The sequence below is a fragment of the Xanthobacter sp. 91 genome, assembly GCF_000702385.1.
Taxonomy (GTDB): Bacteria; Pseudomonadota; Alphaproteobacteria; order Rhizobiales; family Xanthobacteraceae; genus Xanthobacter; species Xanthobacter aminoxidans.
In genome coordinates, this window is the sequence record NZ_JNIB01000001.1 from 1,062,475 (window position 1) to 1,083,536 (window position 21,062).

Genomic DNA, 21,062 nt, shown 5'->3' on the forward strand with positions numbered 1-21,062 from the left:
GGCTCTCAAGGCTCAACAAATGGCGTTGCTAACTTTTTGAACAGAGCGAAAGGCAAGGCGCGTATGGCCATCGCAATCGTCGGCGGAACCATGATCGACGGCACGGGGGCGGACCCGGTGCCGAACGCGGTCGTGGTGATCGAGGAAGGGCGCATCGTCGCCGCCGGTCCCGAGAGCCGGGTGAGCGTGCCAGCGGGCGCCCAGAAGCTCGACGCGGCGGGGCGCACCGTGCTGCCCGGCTTCATCGATACCCATGTCCACGGCACCTACCGCGCCCGGGACATGCGCCAGCACCTGCTCAACACGCCCACCTACAACGTGCTGAAATCCATCGAAGTGTTCCGCGAGACCATCGCCTGCGGCATCACCACCGCCCGCGACATGGGCGGTGCCGATGCCGGCTTCCGGCAAGCCATCGAGGAAGGCATCATCGACGGGCCGCGCCTGTTCATCTCGCTGGGCATGGTCTCGCAGACCGGCGGCCATGGCGACTACTGGCTGCCTGCCGGCATGCGCATCCAGAAGCGCGCCTGGCTGCCCCACACGGTGGCGGACGGGGTGGAGGAGATCCGCCGGCTGGTGCGCGAGCTGCTCATGCGTGGCGCCGACTTCATCAAGATCTGCGCCACCGGCGGCATCACCTCGGTGACCGACAGCTGGGACGAGCCGCAATTCACCATCGAGGAAATCTCCACCGCCGTCTCCGAGGCCGCCGCCAAGGGCAAGCGCGTGGCCGTCCACGCCGAGGGCCTCGCCGGCATCAAGAACGCGGTGAAGGCTGGCATCCACTCGCTGGAACACGGCTGGTTCATGGACGAGGAGAGCGTGGACCGCATGATCGCGGGCGGCATCTGGTGGGTGCCGACGCTGGCGCTGGTGCCGCTCTCCATCGAGCATCGCCGCAAAAACACCGCCTGGGCCAGCCACCAATTGGGCCAGGAGGACGTGAAGGACGCGCAGATCTATTCCCTCATGCAGACGCAGATCCCCCTCTGGAAGGAGGCGGTGAAGCGCGGCGTGAAGGTGGCCATGGGCACCGACCAGTCGCACCGCCTGCTGGTGGGCGAGAACATGGCCGAACTGGCTTTCATGGTGGACTGGCTCGGCATGTCGCCCATGGAGGTGATCGTCGCCTCTACCACCAAGGCGGCGGAATGCATCGAGCAGCCGAACCTCGGCGCGCTGAGGGCCGGCTGCATGGCCGACGTGCTGGTGCTGGACGGCGATCCGCTCGCCGACATCCGCATCCTTGAGCAGCGCGACCGCCTGCATTTGGTGATGAAGGGCGGAAAGGCCTTCACCAACCGCCTGGACGGCTGAGCGCTGTCGATAAATGATTTTGTCAATTGATATAGTAGAGAACAGCTGCTAGGCAGCATCACAGAGCCGGGCGGGGAACGCCCCAGGAGCCGTGTAATGAAGTTGAACCGCTTTATGATCCGGCCTCTCGTGGAGCTGGGCCTGCGCGAGGAATTAAGCTCCGGCGATACAACCGGAGGCTTTCTCGTCGGCGACGATCCGGTGCAGACGGCCAATATCTACGCTAAGGCGAACGGGATCGTCTGCGGCATGCTGTTCGCCGACGAGACCATCCGCTCCATCGAGCCCGATGCGCGCATCGAATGGCTGGTGGAGGACGGCGCTGCGGTGGAGCCCGGCACCGTGCTGATGCGGGTGCAGGCGCGCGCCTCCACCTTCTTCGTCATCGAGCGCTCGGCCCTCGACTGGCTCCAGCAGATGAGCGGCATCGCCACCAAGACGCGCCGCTACGCCGAGCTGGTGAAGCACACCGGCGTGCGCATCACCGACACCCGCAAGGGCTGGCCCGGCCTGCGCATGGTGCAGAAATACGCCGTGCGCGTGGGCGGCGCCCACAACCACATCTTCAACCTCGCCAACTGCGTGCTGGTGAAGGACAATCACATCAAGATCGCCGGCTCCATCACCGAGGCGGTGAAGATCCTCAGGGCGAGCGCGCAGCACACCTTCAAGTTCGAGGTGGAGTGCGAGAGCCTGGAGATGGTGCAGGAGGCGCTGGACGCCGGCGTCGAGATCATCATGTTCGACAACATGGACCTCGACGAGATGCGTGAGGGCCTGAAGCTGACCAAGGGCCGTGCCATGACCGAGGCGTCCGGCGGCATCAACGAGACCACCATCGTACCCATCGCGGAGCTGGGGGTGGACGTGATCTCCATCGGCGACCTCACCCACACGGTTAAGGCTCTCGACATCAGCCTCGATGTGCGGGACATCAAGCCGAGCGCTCAGCGGACCATCGACCGCCTCAAGCAGCTCTCGAACTGAGCACAGGCGGACGATGCGCGGGGACTTGCAAGGCGATTTGCCCTTTCGTCTGAGGCCGGGAACGGAGACCTTCGTCTTCGACCTCGACGATACCTTGTACCCGCGCTCCGCCGGCCTGCACGGCCAGATGCTCGCCCGCGTCTGGCTGTTCATCCAGCAGCTCACCGGCTCCACGCCGGAAGAAGCGGCGGCGCTGCACGCGCATTACTATGAAACCTACGGCACGTCCCTCGTCGGCCTCCAGCGCCACCATGCGGTGAAGCCGCAGGATTTCCTCGCCTTCGTCCACGAGATCGACCTCTCGGTGCTGGACGAAAGCAGCGAATTGCGTGCCGCGCTCGCCTCCCTGCCCGGCCGCCGCCTCGTCTTCACCAACGGCTCGCGCGCCCATGCCGAGCGGGTGCTGGAGCGGCTCGGCATCGCCGACCTGTTCGAGGGCGTGTGCGACATCGCCGCCTGCGATTACGTCGGCAAGCCCGAGCGCGCCGCCTATGACACCATGCTCGCCCGCCACGGCGTCGCGCCCGAGCGGGCCATCATGTTCGACGACCGCGCGGTGAACCTCGCCGTGCCCCACACGCTCGGCATGCAGACAGTGCTGATCGGCGACCACGGCCTCCCCGAGACGCCGGACGCCGCGCACGTCCATTTCCATTCCCTGGCGCTCGCGCCCGTGCTCGCCCAGATCGAGCCGCGCACGCCCCCGAGACCAACGCCAAAGGCCGCACAAAGCCTCCATAAGGGCCCGCAAAATAAGGGCTCATCAACGACCGACCTTCCTCAGGAGCCATGATGATGCACGCCCGTCTCACGCGCCTACTCATCGCCGCCACCGCCATCTCGCTCGCCGCCGCGCCTGCCCTCGCGGCGGATGTGAAGCTCGGCATCGTGCAGTCCACCTCGGGCGGCTCGGCCGCACTCTACGGCACCATGCAGAAGAACGGCGCGGAGCTGGCTGCCGCCGAGATCAACGCCTCCGGCAAGCTCGGCGACCTCAAGCTCGTGCCCGTCCATCAGGACGACGCCGGCGATCGCGGCCAGACCGTCAACATTTTCCAGCGGCTGATCAATCAGGACAAGGTGACGGTCATCTTCGGACCGACCCTGACCACCTCGGCCTTCGCCGCCGACCCCATCGCCAACGCCGCCAAGGTGCCGGTGATCGCCTCGTCCAACACCGCCCCCGGCGTGCCGGCCATCGGCGAATACATCTTCCGCACCAGCGCCCCCGAGGCGGCGGTGTTCCCCGGCGTGCTCGCCTATGCGGTCAAGCGCTACCAGCCGAAGACGGCGGCGCAGATTTACGGCATCGACGACGTGCTGATGAAGGCCGCCTACGGCGTGCACAAGGCGGCCCTCGACAAGGCCGGCATCAAGGTGGTGGCCACCGAGACCTTCCAGAAGGGCGACGTGGACTATTCCGCCCAGCTCACCAAGATCAAGGCGGCGAACCCCGACATCATCGTGGTCGGCGGCCTCGCGGAAGAAACCGCCAACATCGTGCGGCAGGCGCGCCAGCTGGGCATTCCGCAGTCCACCGTCTTCCTCGGCGCCAACGCGGCCATCTCCACCAAGCTCAACGACCTCGCCGGCCCCGCCGCGCAGGGCTTCCTCGTGGGCTCGGGCTGGTTCATCGATTTCGACACGCCCGCCAACAAGGCGTTCGTCGAGGCCTACAAGGCCAAGTACGGCTCGGCCCCGGACACCTTCGCCGCCCAGGCCCATGCCGCCGTCACCATCTTCGCCGATGCGGTGAAGCGTGCGGGCGGCGTGTCCGATCCCGCGAAGCTGCGCGCGGCCATCGCCGACACCAAGGACCTCCAGACCGTCCTCGGCCCCTTCTCCTTCGACAAGGACCGCGAGCCGGTGCTGGTCGCCAAGGTGCTGGAGCTGAAGGACGGCAAGTTCCAGCTCGCCCAGTGATCCTCCGCCCGCCCCGGTCACTGGCCGGGGCGGATGGATTGGCGCGCCATGCAGCCCGGGCATCCGCGGCGGCACGGTGCTTGGACCGGTTCGGGCACCAGCCGGAACCGGGCGCCGCGCGGGCCAGACGAAAGCCCATGAGCCAAACTCACGGGCCTCTGGCATGATCCGCAGGCACGTCCGGGGGATCAGTGCATGACCACATTTTTGCAGCAGGTCGTGAACGGGCTTTCGCTCGGCTCGATCTATGCCGTCTTCGCCATCGGCTGCACGCTGATCTTCGGCGTGCTGAATATCGTGAACCTGGCGCAGGGCGCCTTCTTCATGGTGGGCGCCTATCTCGGGCTGGAGATCGCGCTCCTCGGCCTGCCGCTGCCGCTGGCGCTCGTCGTCGCACTGGTGGGCGGCGGCGTGCTTGGCATGGCCTCGGAGCTGCTCGTGTTCCGCGTGCTCCGGCTGCGCGGCGGGCACAAATGGATGGGCCTTGTCGCGAGCCTTGCGCTGGCCCGCCTGCTGGTGGGCATCGCGCAGGAGGTGTTCGGCACCGCCGTGCACGGCTATCCGCCCAACCCCTTCACCGCCATCGTGTGGGAGATCGGCGGCGTGCGCGTGCAACTGCTTCAGGTCATCGTGGTGATCACGGCCGTGATCATCATGGGCATTCTCGGCTTCACCCTGCAGAAGACCTCCGTGGGCCGCGCCATCCGCACGGTCGCCTTCTCCGAGGACGTCGCGCGCATCGTCGGCGTGGAGGTGGGACGCACCATCCTCATCACCTTCTTCATCGCCGGCGCGCTGGCGGGGGCGGCGGGCGTGCTGCTCGGCCTCCTCTTCAACGTGGTCTCCCCTTTCATGGGCGAGCACATGCTGGTGAAGGGCCTCACCGTGATGATCCTCGGCGGCCTCGGCAACATTCCCGGCGCAGTGGCGGGGGGCTTTCTCCTGGGCCTCGTGGAGGTGTTCTCCGTCGCCTATGTCTCCTCCGCCTTCCGCGACGCCATCGGCTTCGGGCTGATCTTCCTGATCCTCCTGGTGAAGCCCACGGGCCTGTTCTCCGGCTTCGAGGAGCGCCGCGCATGATGGCCGCCCTCGATGCCTTTCTCGCCAGCTACGGCAACCTCGTGAATCTGTGCCTGCTCAACACCCTGCTCGCCTACGGGGTGTGGCTGGCGCTGGCGGCCAACATGTTCACCTTGGGTACCGGCGGCTTCATGGCGGTAGGCGCCTATTGCAGCGTCTATCTCACCATGCAGCTCGGCGCGCCCTTCGCCGTGGCGGTGGTAGCGGGCGGGCTCTTGGCGGCGGCAGTGGCGCTCGTCATCGGCGCGCCGGTGCTGCGGCTCAGGGGCGACTATTTCATGCTCGCCACCTTCGCCTTCACCGAGGTGGTGCGGGTGATCGCGCTGAACTGGGATGCCGTCACCGGCGGCGCCATCGGCATCTACGGCATCCCGCGCTACACCGAGACGTGGCAGCTGGTGCTGCTGGTTCTCATCGCGCTCTACTTCGTCTTCGCCTTGCGCCGCTCCTATTTCGGCCGCTCCATTCTCGCCATCCGGCAGGATGACGTGATGAGCGAGGCCATGGGCGTGAACGTGTTCGGCCAGCGCCTCTCTCTATTCGTCGCCTCCGGTTTCGTCAGCGGCGGCGTGGGGGGCCTTGCGGCACATCTCAACTTCTTCGTCGGCCCCTCCGACTTCGGCCTGCTCAGGAGCGTGGATGCCCTTGCCTATCCCATCCTCGGCGGCGTGAATGCGCTGCTGGGGCCGCTGGTGGGCGCCATCTTCACCACCCTGCTGCCGGAGCTGCTGCGCTTCTCCAGCCAGTGGCGCGAGATCCTGATGGGCCTGCTCATTCTCGCGGTGGTGCTGTTCCTGCCCGGCGGGGCCATGTCGCTGCTGCGCTGGCGGCCGCGCAAGGCGGCGGCCCGCCGGCCCTCCACCCAGGGAGCCGAATGATGGCGGCGGCGCAGCTCGAACTCTGGCAGGTGGCCAAGCGCTTCCAGGGCGTGGTGGCGGTGGACAGCGTGTCGCTGACCGCGACCGCCGGACAGGTGACGGCCCTCATCGGCCCGAACGGCTCCGGCAAGACCACCACCATGAATATGATCACCGGCCTCTATCCCACGGACGCCGGCCATATCCGCCTCGACGGCGTGGACATCGCCCGCCTCGCCCCGCACAAGGTGGCCGCGCTGGGGGTGGCCCGCACCTTCCAGAACATCCGCCTGCTGGCGAGCGAGACGACCCTCGCCAACGTGCTCCTGGGCGCCCACCGCCACCAGTCGGCGAGCCTCCTCGACGTGCTCTTCGGCCTGCCGGCGGTGAAGCACAGCGAGACGCGCGAAAAGGCGCGCTGCGAGGCGCTGCTCGATCTTGTGGGCATCGCCCCTCTCAGGGACGTGGCCGTGGGCGGCCTCTCCTACGGCGACCGGCGGCGGGTGGAGATCGCCCGCGCCCTCGCCACGAAGCCGCGCCTGCTGCTACTGGACGAGCCGGCGGCGGGCATGAACTTCGCGGAGAAGCGGGCGCTCGCCGACCTTGTGCTCGCCATCCGGGACATGGGCATCACCGTGCTCCTCATCGAGCACGACATCGAGTTCGTGGCGCGGGTGAGCGACCATATCGTGGTGCTCAATTTCGGCCGCGAGATCGCCGCCGGCACGCCGGAGGAGGTGCGCCGCATGCCGAGCGTGATCGAGGCCTATCTGGGGACCGAGGATGCTTGAGCTCGTCAAGGTCACCTCCGGCTACGGGTCCGTCGCGGCCGTCGAGGACATCGACATCACCGTCCCGGCCGGAGCCTGCGTCTGCCTCATCGGCGCCAACGGCGCGGGCAAGACGACGACGCTGCTCACCATCTGCGGCCTCGTGCGCGCCTTCTCCGGCACCGTGCGCATCGAGGGCCGGGACATGACCGCCCGCCCCGCCGACAAGATCGTCCGCGCCGGCGTCTCGCTGGTGCCCGAGGGGCGGCGGGTGGTGGCCTCCATGTCGGTGGAGGACAATCTGAAGGTCGGCGCCTACGTGCGCGGCAACGACTCCGCCATCGCCGACGACATGGAGCTGATCTACACCCGCTTCCCGCGCCTGAAGGAGCGGCGTTTCCAGTATGCCGGCTCCCTCTCCGGCGGCGAGCAGCAGATGCTGGCCATGGGCCGGGCGCTGATGGCGCGGCCCAAATTGCTGCTGCTGGACGAGCCCTCCATGGGCCTCGCGCCCCATGTGGTGAACGACATCTTCGCCACCGTCGCCGACATCAACGCCAAGGGCACCACCGTGCTCCTCGTGGAGCAGAACGCCCGCAAGGCGCTCTCGGTGGCGAGCTATGGCTATGTGATGGAGCACGGCCGCATCCTGTTCGCCGACACCGCCGACGCGCTCGCCCGCGACCCGCGCGTGATCGCCGCCTATCTCGGCATGCGCGCGGCGGAGACGGCTGCGGGCTGAGCGCAGCCTTCGCTCAAGCGCCGCGCAGGCTGTTGCGTTGCTTCCGCTCAGGCGCCGCGCGGGCTTTCCTCGCTGCCTTCGCTCAGGCGCCGCGCGGGCTTGGGGCCTCCCCGCTCGCCTCGAAGGCGCGATAGGCGTCGTCCAGATCGTCGAAGATCATGTCCGGGCCGATTTTATCGAGCAGCCCCGCGCGGTCGAGGAGGGTGCGCACCTCGTCGTGCATTTCGGCGATGCCGAACTTGAGGCCGCGCCGCTCCAGTTCCGCCCGCACCTCTTCCAGCGCCGCGGCGGCGGTGGAGTCCACCTGCGTGATGGCGCTGGCGTCCAGCACCAGCCAGCGGGTGCCGTCGACCAGGGTGTCGGCGATGGCGTCGATGCGGCCCTGCATGCGGTCGGCGTTGAAGAACAGAAGGTCGCCCTGGATGAGCACGATGGCGAGCCCCGGCACCTGCCGCGCATCGGCCCGCCGGTGCAGCTTGTAGAAGCCCTCGTGGCCCGGCACCCGCCCGAGCAGCGCGTCGCGCGGATACATCATCTTGTGCAGGAGGTAGGCGAAGGTCGCACCGATGGCGATCAGCACGCCGTTCAGCACACCCAGGCTGATGGGCGCGAACAGCGCGATCATGGCGAAGGCGAACTCCATGCGGCTGATGCGCCATAACTGGCGCAGGGCCGGCAAATCCACGAGACTCAGGGCTGCCGAGATCAGGATCGCGCCCAGCGCCGGAATGGGCAGGATGGCGAGCGCCGGCTGCAGGAACAGCACGATGGCGAGCAGCGCCAGCGCCGCCACCACGCTGGCCAGCTGCGAGCGTCCGCCGACGCTGGCATTCACCGCCGTGCGGGAATCCGAGGCGGTGATGGGGAAGGCGGCGAACAGGCCGGCCGCGATGTTGGCGGCGCCGAAGCCCACCATCTCGCGGTTGGCATCCACCGGATAGCCTCCGCGCTCGCCGAAGCTGCGCGCCGTGACAATGCCCGCCGCGAAGCTGACGAGGAAGATCGCCGCCGCGCCGATCAGCAACTGGTCGATCGCCGCGCCGCCCCCGGCCGGCAGCGCCAGCGCCGGGAGGCTGGAGGGGATCGCCCCCACCACGGCGATACCGTGCCCCGCGAAATCGAACAGAGCGGAGAGCGCCACCGACAGCACCACCACCACCACCTGCCCCGGCACGGGAAGACGCGCGCGGCGCACGAGATGGAGCACGGCGAACATGCCGAGCGCCAGCAGCAGCGAAGGCCAGTGCACTTCATGGGCCTTGCGCAACAGCTCGATGACCGGCGCGATCAGCCCGTCCCCGACGATGGGTATGCCTGTGACGCGCTTGAGCTGCCCGACGAGGATGGACAGCGAGATACCAGCGAAGAAGCCCACCAGAATCGGCCGCGACAGGAAGGTGGAGAGCACCCCGAGCCCCACCAGCCGCGCCGCGAAATAATAGCCGCCCACCACGAGGGCGATGAGGGCGGCCACCCCCGGCTTGTCCACGGCCGCAAGGTCCGGCATGCCGGCGAGCACGGCCGCGAGCACGGTGATGGTCGCCGCATCCGGCCCCACCACCAGTTGCCGGGACGGGCCGAACACCGCATAGGCGATCAGCGGCGCGATGGAGGCATAGAGCCCGGTCTGCGGCGGCAGGCCTGCGATCGCGGGATAGGCGATGGCGCTCGGCAAGCCCACCGCCGCGATGGCGAGTCCTGCCGCAACGTCCGTCTTGATCCAGCTCGGCCGATATCCGGCGAAACTCGCCAGCAGCGTCCGTGGGGCTTCTTGGGAGGACGCACCGTCCGCTGCCACCGGTCAATCTCCGTCCGCCGGCATGAACTCCGCCGGGCTGGCGGGACCATGCCACAGGCAGGGATGGCCCGGAAAGTCCGTCAAAACCCGGCGTCGCCCTGCTGCGCGGCGTGCCTTGCATCACGGGCTGCCGCTTCTAGAATCGCCGCGGGTGCCGCATCAACGCGGCCAGGCGGGGGCAGGAACGATGGTTCTGATCCGGCTGTGCAAGATCGCCCTCGTGGCGACGATCGCCGTCTTCTTCTCGCTGGTCGCCTTCGGCAACATCACGGACTACGGGACGAACTGGGCCTTCGTCCAGCACGTGCTGGCGATGGATACGATCTTCCCGGATTCCACGCTGCGGTGGCGGGCGATCACCGACGAACGGCTCCAGACCGCCGCTTATGTGGTGATCATCGCCACGCAGGCCGCCATCGCCCTTGTGCTGTGGACCGGCGTCGTGCGGATGCTGGCTGCGCTCCGCACACCCGGCTTCCGCCGCGCGCGGACGACGGCCGTGCTCGGCCTCACGCTGGGCCTCCTGCTCTACGGGGCCGGCTTCGTTGTCATCGGCGGCGAATGGTTCGCCATGTGGCAATCGAAGACATGGAACGGACAATCCACCGCCTTCGCCTTCATCGGCTGGATCTCCGCCGTGCTTATCATCCTCCTCCTGCCGGAGCAGGAGGAGGAGCGCTGACGACGCGCGGCATGCCGTCGGCATCGGCCTGCGGCCGATGCTAAGCGGGCCTCGCTCAGGCGCCGCGCGGGCTTGGTCTTACTTCACCAGCGGGCAGTTGCCGGCCGCGATGGGGCGGAAGGCCTTGTCGGCGGGAACGGTGGCGATGAGCTTGTAGAAGTCGTAGGGCCCCTTGGATTCCGCCGGGCTCTTCACCTCGAACAGGTACATGTCGTGGATCGCGCGGCCGTCCGGACGCACCGCGCCCTTGCCGAACAGGGGATCGTCCGTGGGAATGGCCTTCATGGCCTCCACCACCTTGGCACCGTCCTTGGCACTGCCCACCTTCTCCACCGCCTTCAGATAGTGCAGCAGCCCGGCATAGACGCCGGCATGGACCATGTTGGGATAGCGCCCGCCATTGGCCTCGGCGAAGCGCTTGGCGAAGGAGCGGGTCTGGTCGTTGAGGTCCCAGTAGAAGGCTTCCGACAGGAACAGGCCCTGCGCCGTCTCCAGCCCCAGCGCGCTGATGTCGTTCAACACCATCAGCATGGCGACGAGCTTCTGCCCGGCCTTGACGATGCCGAACTCGGACGCCTGCTTCACCGCGTTGATGGTATCCGCCCCGGCGCTGCCGAGGCCGATGACCTTGGCGCCGGAGGCCTGCCCCTGGAGCAGGAAGGAAGAGAGGTCGGAGGTGCCGAGCGGGTGCCGCACGGTGCCGAGGATCTTGCCGCCGGCCGCCTTGATGGCCTCACCCGCGTCGCGCTCCAGCGCATGGCCGAAGGCATAGTCCACCGAGATGAAGTACCAGGTATTGCCGCCGGCCTTGGTCACGGCGGTGCCGACCGTGTTGGCCTGCGCCCAGGTGTCGTAGGTCCAGTGGACGGTGTTGGGCGAGCAGTCCTTGCCGGTGAGGTCGGAGGTGCCGCCGCCGGAGATGATCGCCACCTTGTTCTTCTGCCTGGCGATGCCGCTGACGCCCAGCGCCACGGCGGAATTCGGCACGTCCAGCACCGCGTCCACGCCGTCCGTGTCGAACCACTGGCGGGTGACGTTGACGCCGATGTCGGCCTTGTTCTGGTGGTCGGCGGCGACCAGCTCGATGGGCATTCCGGCGACCTTGCCGCCGAAATCTGCGATGGCCATCTTCGCCGCCACCACAGATCCGGCTCCGGCGAAGTCCGCCTGCACGCCGGCCTGGTCGTTGAGCACGCCCACCTTCACGCTCTCGGCGCTCGCGCCGCCGGCAAAGGTGGCGCAGACGAGGGCTGCGAGCGCGGTGGAGGCCAGAGCGGCCCTCAGCGTCCCGGACTTTGCAGTCTTCCCGGACCTTTCAGTCTTCTTGGGCATTTCAAACCTCCCGATCCTGTCTGTTCGTTCTTGTTGTCGTCTTCGTTCAGGGCCGCCTTGTTTGTCGTCGGCCCTCAGGGCCGCATGGGCTTCAGCACGGCACCCTTGGAGAGCGGCTGCACCATGGCCGCATACTGGCCGAGCCAGCCGCGGATCTGGCTATGGTCGGGCGCGCGCCACACGGCGCGGCGGGCGGCCAGCTCGCTCTCGGAGACTTCGAGATCGACCCGGCGGGCGCCGATCTCGATGGAGATGACATCGCCCTCGGCGACAAGGCCCAAAGGCCCGCCTTCCGCCGCCTCGGGCATCACCTGGCCGATGGTGATGCCGCTGTTGAGGCCAGAGAGCTCGCCGTCGGTCACCACCGCAACGCCGGCTCCCAAGCCGGCCCCGATGAGAGCGGCCATGAAGCTCGCGGCGAACACGGTGCCCGGTCCGCCCTTCGGCCCGAGGCCGCGCAGCACCACCACGTCGCCGGGCTTGATGGAGTGGGTCTCCAGCGCCTTGATGGCGACCGCCTCGTCCTCGAACACTCGCGCCTTGCCGGAGAAGGTGCGCACTTCGGCGGGCACGGCGGAAACCTTCACCACCGCCCCGTCCGGCGCGAGGCTGCCGCGCAGGATGGTAAGGCCCGGCTCGTGCCGGAAGGGGTCCGCCAGCGGGCGGATGAAGGTGCGGTCGGGCTCCGGCACGTCGGCGAGGTTCTCGCCCAGCGTCTTGCCGGTGACGGTCATCACCGAGAGGTCGAGCACGTCGGAGAGCTCGCGCATCACGCCCCGGCAGCCGCCGGCCTTGTCGAGATCCTCGATGCGATGGGGGCCGTTGGGCCGCACGGTGGTGATCTGGGGCGTGTCGTTCAGCGCCTCCAGCTCGGCCACGATGTCGATGTCCATTTCGGCTTCCGAGGCGGTGGCCGCGAGGTGGCGCACGCAGTTCACCGAGCACCCCGTCGCCACCGCCACGCGCAGCGCATTGCGGAAGGCGGCGGGGGTGAGAATCTGCCGGGGCCGGATGTCCTTGAGGATGAGGTCCACGATGGCCGCACCCGCACGGGCGGCGTTCTCCATCAGCGCCTGCGAGCCGGCGCGGATGGGCGCGCTGCGCGGCAGGGCCATGCCGAGCGCTTCGGAGAGCACATGCATGGTGTTGGCGGTGGCGAGGCCCGCGCACACGCCGGGGCCGGTGATGGCGCTGCAGGTCATCGCCTTGAGATCGGCCAGCGAGATGGACCCCGCCTTCAGCGAGCCGACGCTCTTGTAGACCTCCTCGATGTCCACTTCCTTGCCCGCGCAATGGCCGCCGAGCTGGTAGCCGCAGGGCAGCACCACGGAGGGCACATTCAGCCGCGCGGCGGCCATGAGCTGGCCGGGGGTGGTCTTGTCGCAGGAGGCGAGCAGCACCATGCCGTCCAGCTCCGCGCCTTCCACCTGTACCTCGATGTCGTTCACCAGCAGGTCGCGGCTCGGCATCAGGTAGCGCGCCTGCCGGCCCGCGCTGGTGACGAAATCGGACGGCGCCACGGTGCGGATCTCGAACGGCAGGCCACCGGCGTCGCGGATCGCCTGCTCCACCACGCGGCAGACATCGTCGAGATGGGCGTAGCAGACCGACAGCTTGCTGGAGCTGTTGACGATGGCGATCTTCGGCTTCAGCAGGTCTTCCTCGCTGTAGCCCATGGCGAGCCACTGGGCGCGGCGCACCGCCCAGCGGGTGGTGCCGGGCTCGAAATTGCTGCGCAGCGTGGGCTTTTTCTGTTCGGCGTCGGACATGAAACGTCCCTGTCTCGTCAGTTGAGCTGGGCGCCGAGCGCGTTCAGCGCGGCGCGGATGTCGGAGCCGGACGGCAGCGCCGCCGGATCGTCGCAGAGCTGGTCGGCGACGAGGCCCATGGCCTGCCCGTAGCCGAAGCACTGGGCAGTGACGCGGGCCGAGGCCATGGCCTCGTGCTCGGCCGAGAGGCAGCGCCCGGCCATCACGAGTCCCGAGCCGGTGGCGGGCAGGAAGCAGCCGAGGGGGATCTCGTAATAGTCGTCGAGAATCCAGTGCAGCTTCGGCTTCTCGCCGGAATGCAGCTCGATGGGCCAGGGCGAGCGGCAGATGCCGTCCGCGCACTTGCGGGCGGAGGTCACGTCCTCGTTCTTCAGCAGGTCGCGGCCGACGATCTGCCAGGTCTGGCGGATGCCCACCTGCACGCCGGTGTCGTTGACGAAGGAGGCCTCGCAGCCAGTGATATGGTCGCGGATGAAGCGGGCGTATTCGCGCACCTGCTTGCGCCCCTCGATCTCCGCCTCGCTGAGGTCGGCCATGCGGGTGGCGTCCAGCTCGCGTCCATCGGCACCCACGATGCGGGTGGCGTTGCAGATCAGCTCGCCGGGGCGGGGCGTGGGGAAGAGGAAGATCTTGGCGCGCGGCAGGCGGTAGGCGCCGGAGGCGTTCAGCTCCTGGATGAGCGTCATCACCCGCTCGTCGAGGATGGAATCCGGCCCGTGCGCGGCAAGGAAGCGCGCCATGTCCACGCCGAGGATGCGGAAGATCATGGTCGGGTTCTGGATGGCGCCGTCGCGGCCCTTGGTGAGGGCGCGGCCCGCCATGGCCGCCACGTCCGCATCGCCCGAGGCGTCCACGGTGATCTTCGCGCGGACCTCCAGCGGCCCCTGCTTGGTGAAGGCGGTGACGCCCCTCACATGGTCGCCCTCGGCGAGAACGCCGGTGACGGTGACGTGGTAGAATACGCGAATCTTGCCCTCGGCGCCGAGCAGCGCGTCGCTCGCCTCGCGCCAGACCAAAGGATCGTGGACCCGCACGTAGGTCTTGCCGTACTGGACCGGGCCGGTGAGCCCGCCGCGCGCTTCCATGGCGGCGATGAACTCGTCCACGAAGCCGTGCACCACCTGCTCCGGCTCGGCGTTGCGGCGGTCGGAGGCGGCATAGAGGCCGCAGATGGTGCCGGAGAGGCCAGCCACCGCGGCACCGCCGCTGAAGCCGTAGCGCTCCAGCAGGATGACACGCCGCCCCTGCCGCGCTGCCGCGACCGCGCAGGCAAGACCCGCCGCGCCGCCGCCGACCACCAGCACGTCCGTCTCCAGAACCTCCGCGGACCTGACGTCGGGCATTTCCACCCATCCTTGTTTTTAATTGTTAGCGCTATCATTTGTTAGCGCTAACCAGCCTCTATTGTCAAGCGGCCGGCAGGCCATATGGTGAGCCGGGGCCAGTGGTGACGGAATCGGCGATGCGGCAGAAAAGGGGGGGACGGGCGGCGGGCGTCACCATGGAGGATGTCGCGCGGGTGGCGGGCGTCTCCGCCATGACGGTCTCGCGCGTGCTGCGCCAGCCGACGCTGGTGAACGCCGACCTCAAGGCCAAGGTGGAAGCGGCGATCCGCGAGACCGGCTACATCTACAATCTGGTCGCCTCCTCCCTCGCCTCCCAGCGCAGCGGCATCATCGCGCTGATCCTGCCGACGGTGGCGTCCTCCATCTTCACCGACAGCGTGAAAGGGGTCTCGGACGTGGCCCGCACCCACGCGGTGCAGATGATCATGGCGGAGACCAACTATTCCCCGGCGGAGGAGGAAAAGGTCATCGAGGCGCTGCTGCGGCGCCGGCCGGACGGCTTCGTCATCGTCGGCGTCTCCCACACCCGCGCCACGCGGGCGCTGTTGGAAAAATCCGGCGTGCCCGTGGTGGAGACGTGGGACAGCACGCCCACGCCCATCGACAGCCTCGTGGGCCTCTCCAACTTCGATGCCATGAAGGCCATGACCGAGGCGCTGGTGGCGCAGGGCTTCCGCCGCATCGCCTTCGTCGGCACCGCCACCCGCGACCGCCGCGCCCAGATGCGCGCCAAGGGCTACGAGGCCAGCATCGCCGAGGCCGGGCTCGGCGCGCCGCTCATCCTCAATGCGGACGATCTCACCAGCATGGAGTCCGGCCGCGTCGTCGCCGAGCGGGTCGCAGCGCTGCATCCCCGCCCCGACGCCCTGCTGTGCCTCAACGACGTGCTCGCGGCCGGCGCGCTGCTGGCGTTCCAGCGCATGGGCCTCGCCGTTCCCGGCGACATCGCGGTCGCCGGCTTCGGCGGACTGGATTTCTCGAGCCACCTCAACCCGTCGCTCTCCACCGTGGACATCCCGCGCTACGAGATGGGGCAGAAAGCCGCTGAGATGCTGATCGGCCGTATCGCCGGCACCGCCGCGCAGGGCGGCACCTGCGAGATGGGCTACCGGATCGTGCTGCGCGAGAGCACGGGGGGCAGCCGCCCTGCGGAGGCTCAAGCCTCTTAGCCAGGGCGTCCTGATCCCGCGCTATCGCGGCGGATCGACCCCGATCCAGTGGCGCACCACCGGCGGCGCATCGCCCTGGTGGAACGAGAGCACCTCCGCCTGCACGTCGGCATCGGCACGGGAGACCCGGCGATGCTGGCGCCGGTGCTCGGCCCAGGATTCCACCATGAACCACTCCAGCATTTGCTCGGGATCGGCGGAATCCTCGCTGACACCCCAGGCGTAGGCCCCGTCCCGGCGCCGCGCCGCCGAAAGGCGCTCCAGCGCCTTCAGGAACGCCTCCCGGTCCGCACGCGCCACCCGGTACTCGATCAGGATCAGCACCGGCCCCCGGTCATTGGGGATGGGCTCGGCCATCGCCGGCTCGGGCCAGTGCATGGAGGGCGTCAGATCGGCCTCGCCCGCGGGCAGCGGCACCCGGTGCATGATGAGGCCCACCACCGCGAGACCGCCGGCCGCGATAACCAGCGCCGCCTGCAGCCCTACCGCCTGCGCCACAAGACCCCAGGCGATGCTGCCGCCCGCCATCGCGCCGTTGAAGACCGTGAGATAGACGGCGAGCGCCCGCCCCCGCACCCAGTTGGGCAGGATGGACTGGGCGGTTGCGTTCAGCGTCGTCAGCGCGGTGATCCACGCCGCGCCCATGGCGAGCAGGATCGGCACCGCCAGCCAGCGCGGCGGGGCGAGCGCGAGGGCCACCGTTGCCACGGCGGTGACGAGCGAGGCGGCGAGGATGAGCCCGTCCGCCGAGAGGCGTCCGCGCAGACGCGGCATCAGCAGCGCCCCGCCGATGGCGCCGACGCCCACCGACCCGAGCAGCAGGCCGTAATAAGCCGCATCCCCCTTGAGCAGCCCGCGCGCGACCAGCGGCAACAGGGCCCAGACCGCGCTGGCGAAGGCGAAGAAAAAGGCCGAGCGCAGCAGGACGACATGCATCTCCTTGCTCGACCGCGCATAGCGCAGCCCCGCCCGGAACGCGCCGGGGAAACGCTCGCCCAGTTCATCCTGCGGCGTCGCGGGTCGCCGCCACCAGACGAGGGCGGCGATGACGAAGACATAGCTCGCCACGTCCGCCCCATAGGTCACCGCCGCACCGAAGGCGGCGAGCAGCACGCCGCCCAGCGCCGGCCCGATGGAGCGGGAGATGTTGATGCCAAGCGAGTTGAGCGCCACCGCGCTTTTCAGGTCCGAACGCGGCACCAGCTCCGGCACGATGGACTGCCAGGTGGGTGCCATCAGCGCCGCGCCGATGCCGCCGAGAAAGGTGAGCGCGATCAGCGAGGAGACCGTCATCAGCCCGGTCAGCGACAGCAGCATCAGGGCGCCGCTGACGCACGCCAGCCCGATCTGGATGGCGATGAGGAAGCGTCGCCGGTCGAGGATGTCGGAGAGCACCCCCGCCGGCATGGCGAGGAGGAACACGGGCAGCATGGCCGCCGCCTGGATGGTCGCCACGGCGGCGGGCGAGGCGGACAGGTCCGTGACGATCCACGCGCTCGCCACGTCGCGCATGAAGCTGCCCGTGTTGCCGAGCACGGTCGCCACCCACAGCACGGCGAAGACCGGCCGCTTCAGGGGCGCGAAGGCACCGGGGGTGGACGGCGGGGATGGGGGATTTTCGCTCATGCTCGCTGTCCCTCCGTTTTGCCCGCAAGATCGTACCACGCCACCAGCACGAAGGCCCCGGCGAGGCCGAGATGCTCGAAGAAGGCGTTGGCGGCGGCGAAGCGTTCGGCTCCCGCCATGCCCCAGAAACGGTTGGCGAGCAGGCTCGCCGCGACCGTGAATGCGGCGAGCGCCATCGCCCCGGCCCAGCGCAGCAGGCCGGAGAGCACCATGACCGGCGCGATGATCTCCAGCGCGATGACGGCGGCGGCGAGCGGGGCCGCCGGGGCGAGGCCGAAATGGGTCATCTCAGCGACGGCGCTCGGAAAATCCAGCACCTTCGTGAGGCCGCCCTGCAGATAGGCAGAGGTGAGCGCGAGCAGCGCGAACGCCCGCACCGGGCGCGGCGATAGAAACGGCCTCATGGACGCTGCGAGGCGGTCGGGAAGGTCCGGTCCCATCCCTCAGAAGCCCCAGCAGGCGCAACCCAGCGCGCCGAAGAAGCCCTGCTGGTCTCCCACAGGCACGCTCGCGCCCCACGCCCCGGCATGGGCATGACCGTGGACGCCGCAGGCCTTGGCGCAGCCGCAGGCGGCGGCGAAGGCGTATTTCTGCGTACTGTCCGCCTTGCGGGGCTGGTAGCCGCCGAAGGTGCGCACCGGCGACCAGTCCGGCATGGCCGGTGGCAGCGGCGGCGCGAGATCGCGGAACGCGCCATCCCCATGCACCGGCGTGCCGCCGAGCAAGGTGAGGACGGAGGTGATGTCCTGGATGCTGTCCTCGGACACCGAGAAATAATCATCCGAAAGCACCACCAGATCGGCGAGCTGGCCGTCCTTGATCTGCCCCTTCTTGCCCGGCTCGCTGGAGAACCAGGTGTTGGCCTCCGTCCACAATCTCAGCGCATCTTCCCGGTCCAGCCGGTTCGCCGGCGGATAGAGGGAGAGCCCGCCGAGCGTGCGGCCCGTCACCAGCCAGGACAGCGAGACCCAGGGATTGTAGGAGGCCACGCGGGTGGCATCCGTCCCCGCGCCCACCGGAATGCCGGCCTCCAGCATGCGGCGGATGGGCGGGGTGCGCTCGGCCGCCTTGGCGCCGTAGCGATCGACGAAATATTCGCCCTGATAGGCCATGCGGTGCTGCACGGCGATGCCGCCGCCCAGCGCCGCGATGCGGTCGATGTTGCGGTCGGTGATGGTCTCCGCATGGTCGAAGAACCAGTTGAGGCCCCTGAGCGGGACGTCGGAATCGACCTTCTCGAACACGTCGAGCGCGCGCGAGATGGTCTCGTCGTAGGTGGCGTGCAGGCGGAACGGCCAGCGGTTTTCGGCGAGCAGCCGCACCACCGGCTCGAGGTCGCCCTCCATGGCGCCGGGAAGGTCCGGCCGCGCCACCTGGAAGTCCTCGAAGTCGGCCGCGGAATAGACCAGCATCTCGCCGGCGCCATTGTGACGATAGAGGTCGTCCCCCTGCCCCGGCGTGACGGACTTGGACCAGCCGGCGAAATCGGCCAGCTCCGCCTTCGGCTTCTGGGTGAAGAGGTTGTAGGCGATGCGCACGGTGAGGTTTCCCTCCCGGTGCAGATCCTCGATGACCGAATAGTCTTCCGGATAGTTCTGGAAGCCGCCGCCCGCATCGATCACCGAGGTGACACCGAGGCGGTTCACCTCGCGCATGAAATGGCGGGTGGAGTTCTTCTGGTACTCGGGCGGCAGCTTCGGCCCCTTGGCCAGCGTCGCATAGAGGATGGTGGCGTTGGGCTTGGCCACCAGCAGGCCGGTGGGGTTGCCGTTGGCGTCTCGGATGATCTCGCCGGCGGGCGGATCGGGCGTGTCCTTGGTGTAGCCCACCACGCGCAAGGCGGCGGCGTTCAGCAAGGCGCGGTCGTAGAGGTGCAGGATGAAGACCGGCGTGTCCGGGGAGACAGCGTTGATCTCCTCCAGCGTCGGCAGGCGCTTCTCGGCGAACTGGTGCTCGGTGAAGCCGCCCACCACGCGCACCCATTGCGGGGCGGGCGTCACGGCCACCTGCCGCTTCAGCATGTCCATGGCCTGGCTAAGCGAGCGCACGCCGTCCCAGCGCAGCTCCATGTTGTAGTTCAGCCCGCCGCGGATGATATGCATGTGACTGTCGATGAGACCGGGGATGACCCGCCGGCCGCCCACGTCGATGATCTTCGTCGTCGTGCCGGCGAGGCGCATGGCATCGTTGGTTGGGCCGGCGAACACGATCACGCCGTCGCGCACCGCCACCGCCTCCGCCGTGGGATTGGTGCGGTCGAGGGTGGTCATCTTGCCGTTGAACAGGATGAGGTCGGCGATCTCGCTCATGGTGCGCGCCTTCTGCTGGGGGCGACGAGAATAAAAGCTCAGGATTTGGGAGGGGTCGTGTCGCCCGAGGCAGGCGCATCCGCCGCATCGCGCCGGCCCGGAAGCTGGCCCAGCACATGGTCCTTGCAATCGGCAAGGCCGATGGCCCGGGCGAGGCCGTCGCCATTCGCCAGGTGACGCGCGACGGGCAGGATCTGCTCGCCGACCAGAATGCCGAGCAGCCCCAGCAGCGCCACCACCGGCGGGGCCGGGGAGCGCACGTTGATCAGGCTGTAGACGACACCGACCAGCAGGCCGGCGCCCAGCGAGGCGAGATAGAGCTTCATCGGCCCTCTGGAGGTTCGAACATCCGGCGCCGGCCGGGGGGAGGCCGGCGCCGGAAGGAGATCACGCCTTGATGAAGGCGAGGAGGTCGGCGTTGATCACGTCCGCATGGGTGGTGCACATGCCGTGAGGATAGCCGGGATAGACCTTCAGCGTGCCGTGCTTCAGCAGCTTGGCGGAGAGCAGCGCGCTGTCAGCGATGGGGACGATCTGGTCGTCATCGCCGTGCATCACGAGGGTGGGCACCTCGCACGCCTTCAGGTCGGCGGTGAAGTCGGTCTCGGAGAAGGCCTTGATGCCGTCGTAATGGGCCTTGGCGCCGCCGGTCATGCCCTGCCGCCACCAGTTCCAGATGGCGCCCTGGGAGACCTGCGCGCCGGGACGGTTGAAGCCGTAGAACGGGCCGGTGGGCACATCGAGGAAGAACTGGGCGCGGTTGGCGGCGAGCGCCTTGCGGAAGCCGTCGAAGACCTCCATGGGCAGGCCGCCGGGGTTGGACTCGGTCTTCAGCATGATGGGCGGCACCGCGCCGATCAGCACCAGCTTCGCGACACGCGCCTTCCCGTGCTTCACGGTGTAGTGCAGCGCCTCGCCGCCGCCGGTGGAATGGCCGATGTGCACGGCGTTCTTGAGGTCGAGATGGTCCATCACGGCCGCGGCGTCGGCAGCGTAGTGGTCCATGTCGTGACCGTCGCTCACCTGGGTGGAGCGGCCGTGGCCGCGGCGGTCGTGGGCGACCACGCGATAGCCGTTGTTCACGAAGAAGAGGAGCTGCGCGTCCCAGTCGTCCGAGGACAGGGGCCAGCCATGGTGGAAGACGATGGGCTGGGCGGTCTTCGGACCCCAGTCCTTGTAGAAGATCTCGACGCCGTCCTTGGTGGTCACGCTGGGCATGGGTTGAACTCCATCGGGGTGGGAGGCTGCGAAGGCCGCGGCGGGAAAGTCGAGGCCGAGTGCGGCGGCGAGCGCCGCGGTGGCGCCGGCACCAAGCACGGTCCGGCGGGAGACAAGGGGGAACTGTTCCGGGA

19 protein-coding genes are annotated in these 21,062 nt (G+C 68.6%); 10 read left to right on the top strand and 9 right to left on the bottom strand.

What is annotated here, in order from left to right; translation table 11 throughout:
- Positions 1-63: 63 nt before the first annotated feature.
- From A37E_RS0105160 to A37E_RS0105195, 8 genes are all read left to right on the top strand, one after another.
- Entirely contained in the window at positions 64-1,320 is a 1,257-nt protein-coding gene (locus A37E_RS0105160) for an amidohydrolase family protein (RefSeq protein WP_024280732.1), read from the top strand.
- 114 nt (positions 1,321-1,434) lie between these two features.
- A complete protein-coding gene (gene nadC / locus A37E_RS0105165) occupies positions 1,435-2,307 on the top strand; it encodes a carboxylating nicotinate-nucleotide diphosphorylase (protein ID WP_197022931.1) in 873 nt (290 codons plus the stop codon).
- A gap of 37 nt (positions 2,308-2,344) precedes the next feature.
- Entirely contained in the window at positions 2,345-3,100 is a 756-nt protein-coding gene (locus tag A37E_RS0105170; RefSeq protein WP_197022932.1) for a pyrimidine 5'-nucleotidase, read from the top strand.
- Between the two features lie 2 nt (positions 3,101-3,102).
- On the top strand, positions 3,103-4,230 hold the full coding sequence (locus A37E_RS0105175; protein ID WP_029555634.1) for an ABC transporter substrate-binding protein: 1,128 nt from the start codon (positions 3,103-3,105) through the stop codon (positions 4,228-4,230).
- A gap of 195 nt (positions 4,231-4,425) precedes the next feature.
- A complete protein-coding gene (locus A37E_RS0105180) occupies positions 4,426-5,310 on the top strand; it encodes a branched-chain amino acid ABC transporter permease (RefSeq protein ID WP_029555635.1) in 885 nt (294 codons plus the stop codon).
- Positions 5,307-6,188 carry a branched-chain amino acid ABC transporter permease gene (locus tag A37E_RS0105185; protein WP_051678802.1) on the top strand — a complete coding sequence of 294 codons (882 nt, stop codon included), beginning with the start codon at positions 5,307-5,309 and terminating at the stop codon, positions 6,186-6,188. The genes A37E_RS0105180 and A37E_RS0105185 overlap by 4 nt, the downstream gene beginning before the upstream one ends.
- Entirely contained in the window at positions 6,188-6,958 is a 771-nt protein-coding gene (locus tag A37E_RS0105190; RefSeq protein ID WP_029555637.1) for an ABC transporter ATP-binding protein, read from the top strand. The genes A37E_RS0105185 and A37E_RS0105190 overlap by 1 nt, the downstream gene beginning before the upstream one ends.
- Entirely contained in the window at positions 6,951-7,679 is a 729-nt protein-coding gene (locus A37E_RS0105195) for an ABC transporter ATP-binding protein (protein WP_029555638.1), read from the top strand. The genes A37E_RS0105190 and A37E_RS0105195 overlap by 8 nt, the downstream gene beginning before the upstream one ends.
- An 82-nt stretch (positions 7,680-7,761) precedes the next feature.
- Here A37E_RS0105195 and A37E_RS0105200 read toward each other — a convergent pair whose 3' ends face one another.
- Positions 7,762-9,477 carry a SulP family inorganic anion transporter gene (locus tag A37E_RS0105200; protein ID WP_245279274.1) on the bottom strand — a complete coding sequence of 572 codons (1,716 nt, stop codon included), beginning with the start codon at positions 9,475-9,477 and terminating at the stop codon, positions 7,762-7,764.
- Positions 9,478-9,664: 187 nt separating this feature from the next.
- Here A37E_RS0105200 and A37E_RS0105205 point away from each other — a divergent pair, with 187 nt between their 5' ends.
- Positions 9,665-10,159 (top strand): DUF2165 domain-containing protein, encoded by a 495-nt coding sequence (locus A37E_RS0105205; RefSeq protein ID WP_029555640.1) that lies wholly within the window; start codon positions 9,665-9,667, stop codon positions 10,157-10,159.
- A 78-nt stretch (positions 10,160-10,237) separates the two neighbouring features.
- Here the strand turns inward: A37E_RS0105205 and A37E_RS0105210 are convergent, their stop codons facing one another.
- The 3 genes from A37E_RS0105210 to A37E_RS0105220 form a co-directional block, all read right to left on the bottom strand.
- The gene (locus A37E_RS0105210) at positions 10,238-11,491 is read right to left on the bottom strand and encodes an ABC transporter substrate-binding protein (protein ID WP_081837463.1); all 1,254 of its coding nucleotides are present in this window, start codon (positions 11,489-11,491) and stop codon (positions 10,238-10,240) included.
- Between the two features lie 74 nt (positions 11,492-11,565).
- Positions 11,566-13,260 (bottom strand): dihydroxy-acid dehydratase, encoded by a 1,695-nt coding sequence (ilvD, locus tag A37E_RS0105215; RefSeq protein ID WP_029555642.1) that lies wholly within the window; start codon positions 13,258-13,260, stop codon positions 11,566-11,568.
- A 17-nt stretch (positions 13,261-13,277) separates the two neighbouring features.
- The gene (locus A37E_RS0105220) at positions 13,278-14,603 is read right to left on the bottom strand and encodes an FAD-dependent oxidoreductase (RefSeq protein ID WP_029555643.1); all 1,326 of its coding nucleotides are present in this window, start codon (positions 14,601-14,603) and stop codon (positions 13,278-13,280) included.
- A 119-nt stretch (positions 14,604-14,722) separates the two neighbouring features.
- On the opposite strand from A37E_RS0105220, the gene A37E_RS0105225 reads away from it, so the two are divergent.
- Positions 14,723-15,775, top strand: coding sequence for a LacI family DNA-binding transcriptional regulator (locus tag A37E_RS0105225; RefSeq protein ID WP_038192636.1), 1,053 nt, complete (start codon positions 14,723-14,725; stop codon positions 15,773-15,775).
- Between the two features lie 21 nt (positions 15,776-15,796).
- Here the strand turns inward: A37E_RS0105225 and A37E_RS0105230 are convergent, their stop codons facing one another.
- From A37E_RS0105230 to A37E_RS0105250, 5 genes are all read right to left on the bottom strand, one after another.
- Positions 15,797-17,401 carry an MFS transporter gene (locus tag A37E_RS0105230; protein ID WP_029555645.1) on the bottom strand — a complete coding sequence of 535 codons (1,605 nt, stop codon included), beginning with the start codon at positions 17,399-17,401 and terminating at the stop codon, positions 15,797-15,799.
- Entirely contained in the window at positions 17,398-17,805 is a 408-nt protein-coding gene (locus A37E_RS0105235) for a DoxX family protein (protein WP_156026242.1), read from the bottom strand. The genes A37E_RS0105230 and A37E_RS0105235 overlap by 4 nt, the downstream gene beginning before the upstream one ends.
- 39 nt (positions 17,806-17,844) lie before the next feature.
- Positions 17,845-19,710 carry an amidohydrolase gene (locus tag A37E_RS0105240; RefSeq protein ID WP_029555647.1) on the bottom strand — a complete coding sequence of 622 codons (1,866 nt, stop codon included), beginning with the start codon at positions 19,708-19,710 and terminating at the stop codon, positions 17,845-17,847.
- A 38-nt stretch (positions 19,711-19,748) separates the two neighbouring features.
- Positions 19,749-20,036: a XapX domain-containing protein gene (locus A37E_RS0105245; protein WP_029555648.1), complete on the bottom strand. Its 288-nt coding sequence runs from the start codon at positions 20,034-20,036 to the stop codon at positions 19,749-19,751.
- 61 nt (positions 20,037-20,097) lie between these two features.
- Positions 20,098-20,928 (bottom strand): alpha/beta hydrolase, encoded by an 831-nt coding sequence (locus A37E_RS0105250; RefSeq protein ID WP_305852723.1) that lies wholly within the window; start codon positions 20,926-20,928, stop codon positions 20,098-20,100.
- Positions 20,929-21,062 lie beyond the last annotated feature (134 nt).

Bases quoted from the DNA above. Each gene is read 5' to 3' on its own strand.
- A37E_RS0105220 (WP_029555643.1), bottom strand. From the start codon at position 14,603: ATGCCCGACGTCAGGTCCGCGGAGGTTCTGGAGACGGACGTGCTGGTG.
- A37E_RS0105175 (WP_029555634.1), top strand. From the start codon at position 3,103: ATGCACGCCCGTCTCACGCGCCTACTCATCGCCGCCACCGCCATCTCG.
- A37E_RS0105210 (WP_081837463.1), bottom strand. From the start codon at position 11,491: ATGCCCAAGAAGACTGAAAGGTCCGGGAAGACTGCAAAGTCCGGGACG.
- A37E_RS0105195 (WP_029555638.1), top strand. From the start codon at position 6,951: ATGCTTGAGCTCGTCAAGGTCACCTCCGGCTACGGGTCCGTCGCGGCC.
- A37E_RS0105185 (WP_051678802.1), top strand. From the start codon at position 5,307: ATGATGGCCGCCCTCGATGCCTTTCTCGCCAGCTACGGCAACCTCGTG.
- A37E_RS0105235 (WP_156026242.1), bottom strand. From the start codon at position 17,805: ATGAGGCCGTTTCTATCGCCGCGCCCGGTGCGGGCGTTCGCGCTGCTC.
- A37E_RS0105190 (WP_029555637.1), top strand. From the start codon at position 6,188: ATGGCGGCGGCGCAGCTCGAACTCTGGCAGGTGGCCAAGCGCTTCCAG.
- A37E_RS0105205 (WP_029555640.1), top strand. From the start codon at position 9,665: ATGGTTCTGATCCGGCTGTGCAAGATCGCCCTCGTGGCGACGATCGCC.
- A37E_RS0105225 (WP_038192636.1), top strand. From the start codon at position 14,723: ATGCGGCAGAAAAGGGGGGGACGGGCGGCGGGCGTCACCATGGAGGAT.
- A37E_RS0105180 (WP_029555635.1), top strand. From the start codon at position 4,426: ATGACCACATTTTTGCAGCAGGTCGTGAACGGGCTTTCGCTCGGCTCG.
- nadC (WP_197022931.1), top strand. From the start codon at position 1,435: ATGATCCGGCCTCTCGTGGAGCTGGGCCTGCGCGAGGAATTAAGCTCC.
- A37E_RS0105250 (WP_305852723.1), bottom strand. From the start codon at position 20,928: ATGCCCAGCGTGACCACCAAGGACGGCGTCGAGATCTTCTACAAGGAC.
- A37E_RS0105240 (WP_029555647.1), bottom strand. From the start codon at position 19,710: ATGAGCGAGATCGCCGACCTCATCCTGTTCAACGGCAAGATGACCACC.
- ilvD (WP_029555642.1), bottom strand. From the start codon at position 13,260: ATGTCCGACGCCGAACAGAAAAAGCCCACGCTGCGCAGCAATTTCGAG.
- A37E_RS0105230 (WP_029555645.1), bottom strand. From the start codon at position 17,401: ATGAGCGAAAATCCCCCATCCCCGCCGTCCACCCCCGGTGCCTTCGCG.
- A37E_RS0105160 (WP_024280732.1), top strand. From the start codon at position 64: ATGGCCATCGCAATCGTCGGCGGAACCATGATCGACGGCACGGGGGCG.
- A37E_RS0105245 (WP_029555648.1), bottom strand. From the start codon at position 20,036: ATGAAGCTCTATCTCGCCTCGCTGGGCGCCGGCCTGCTGGTCGGTGTC.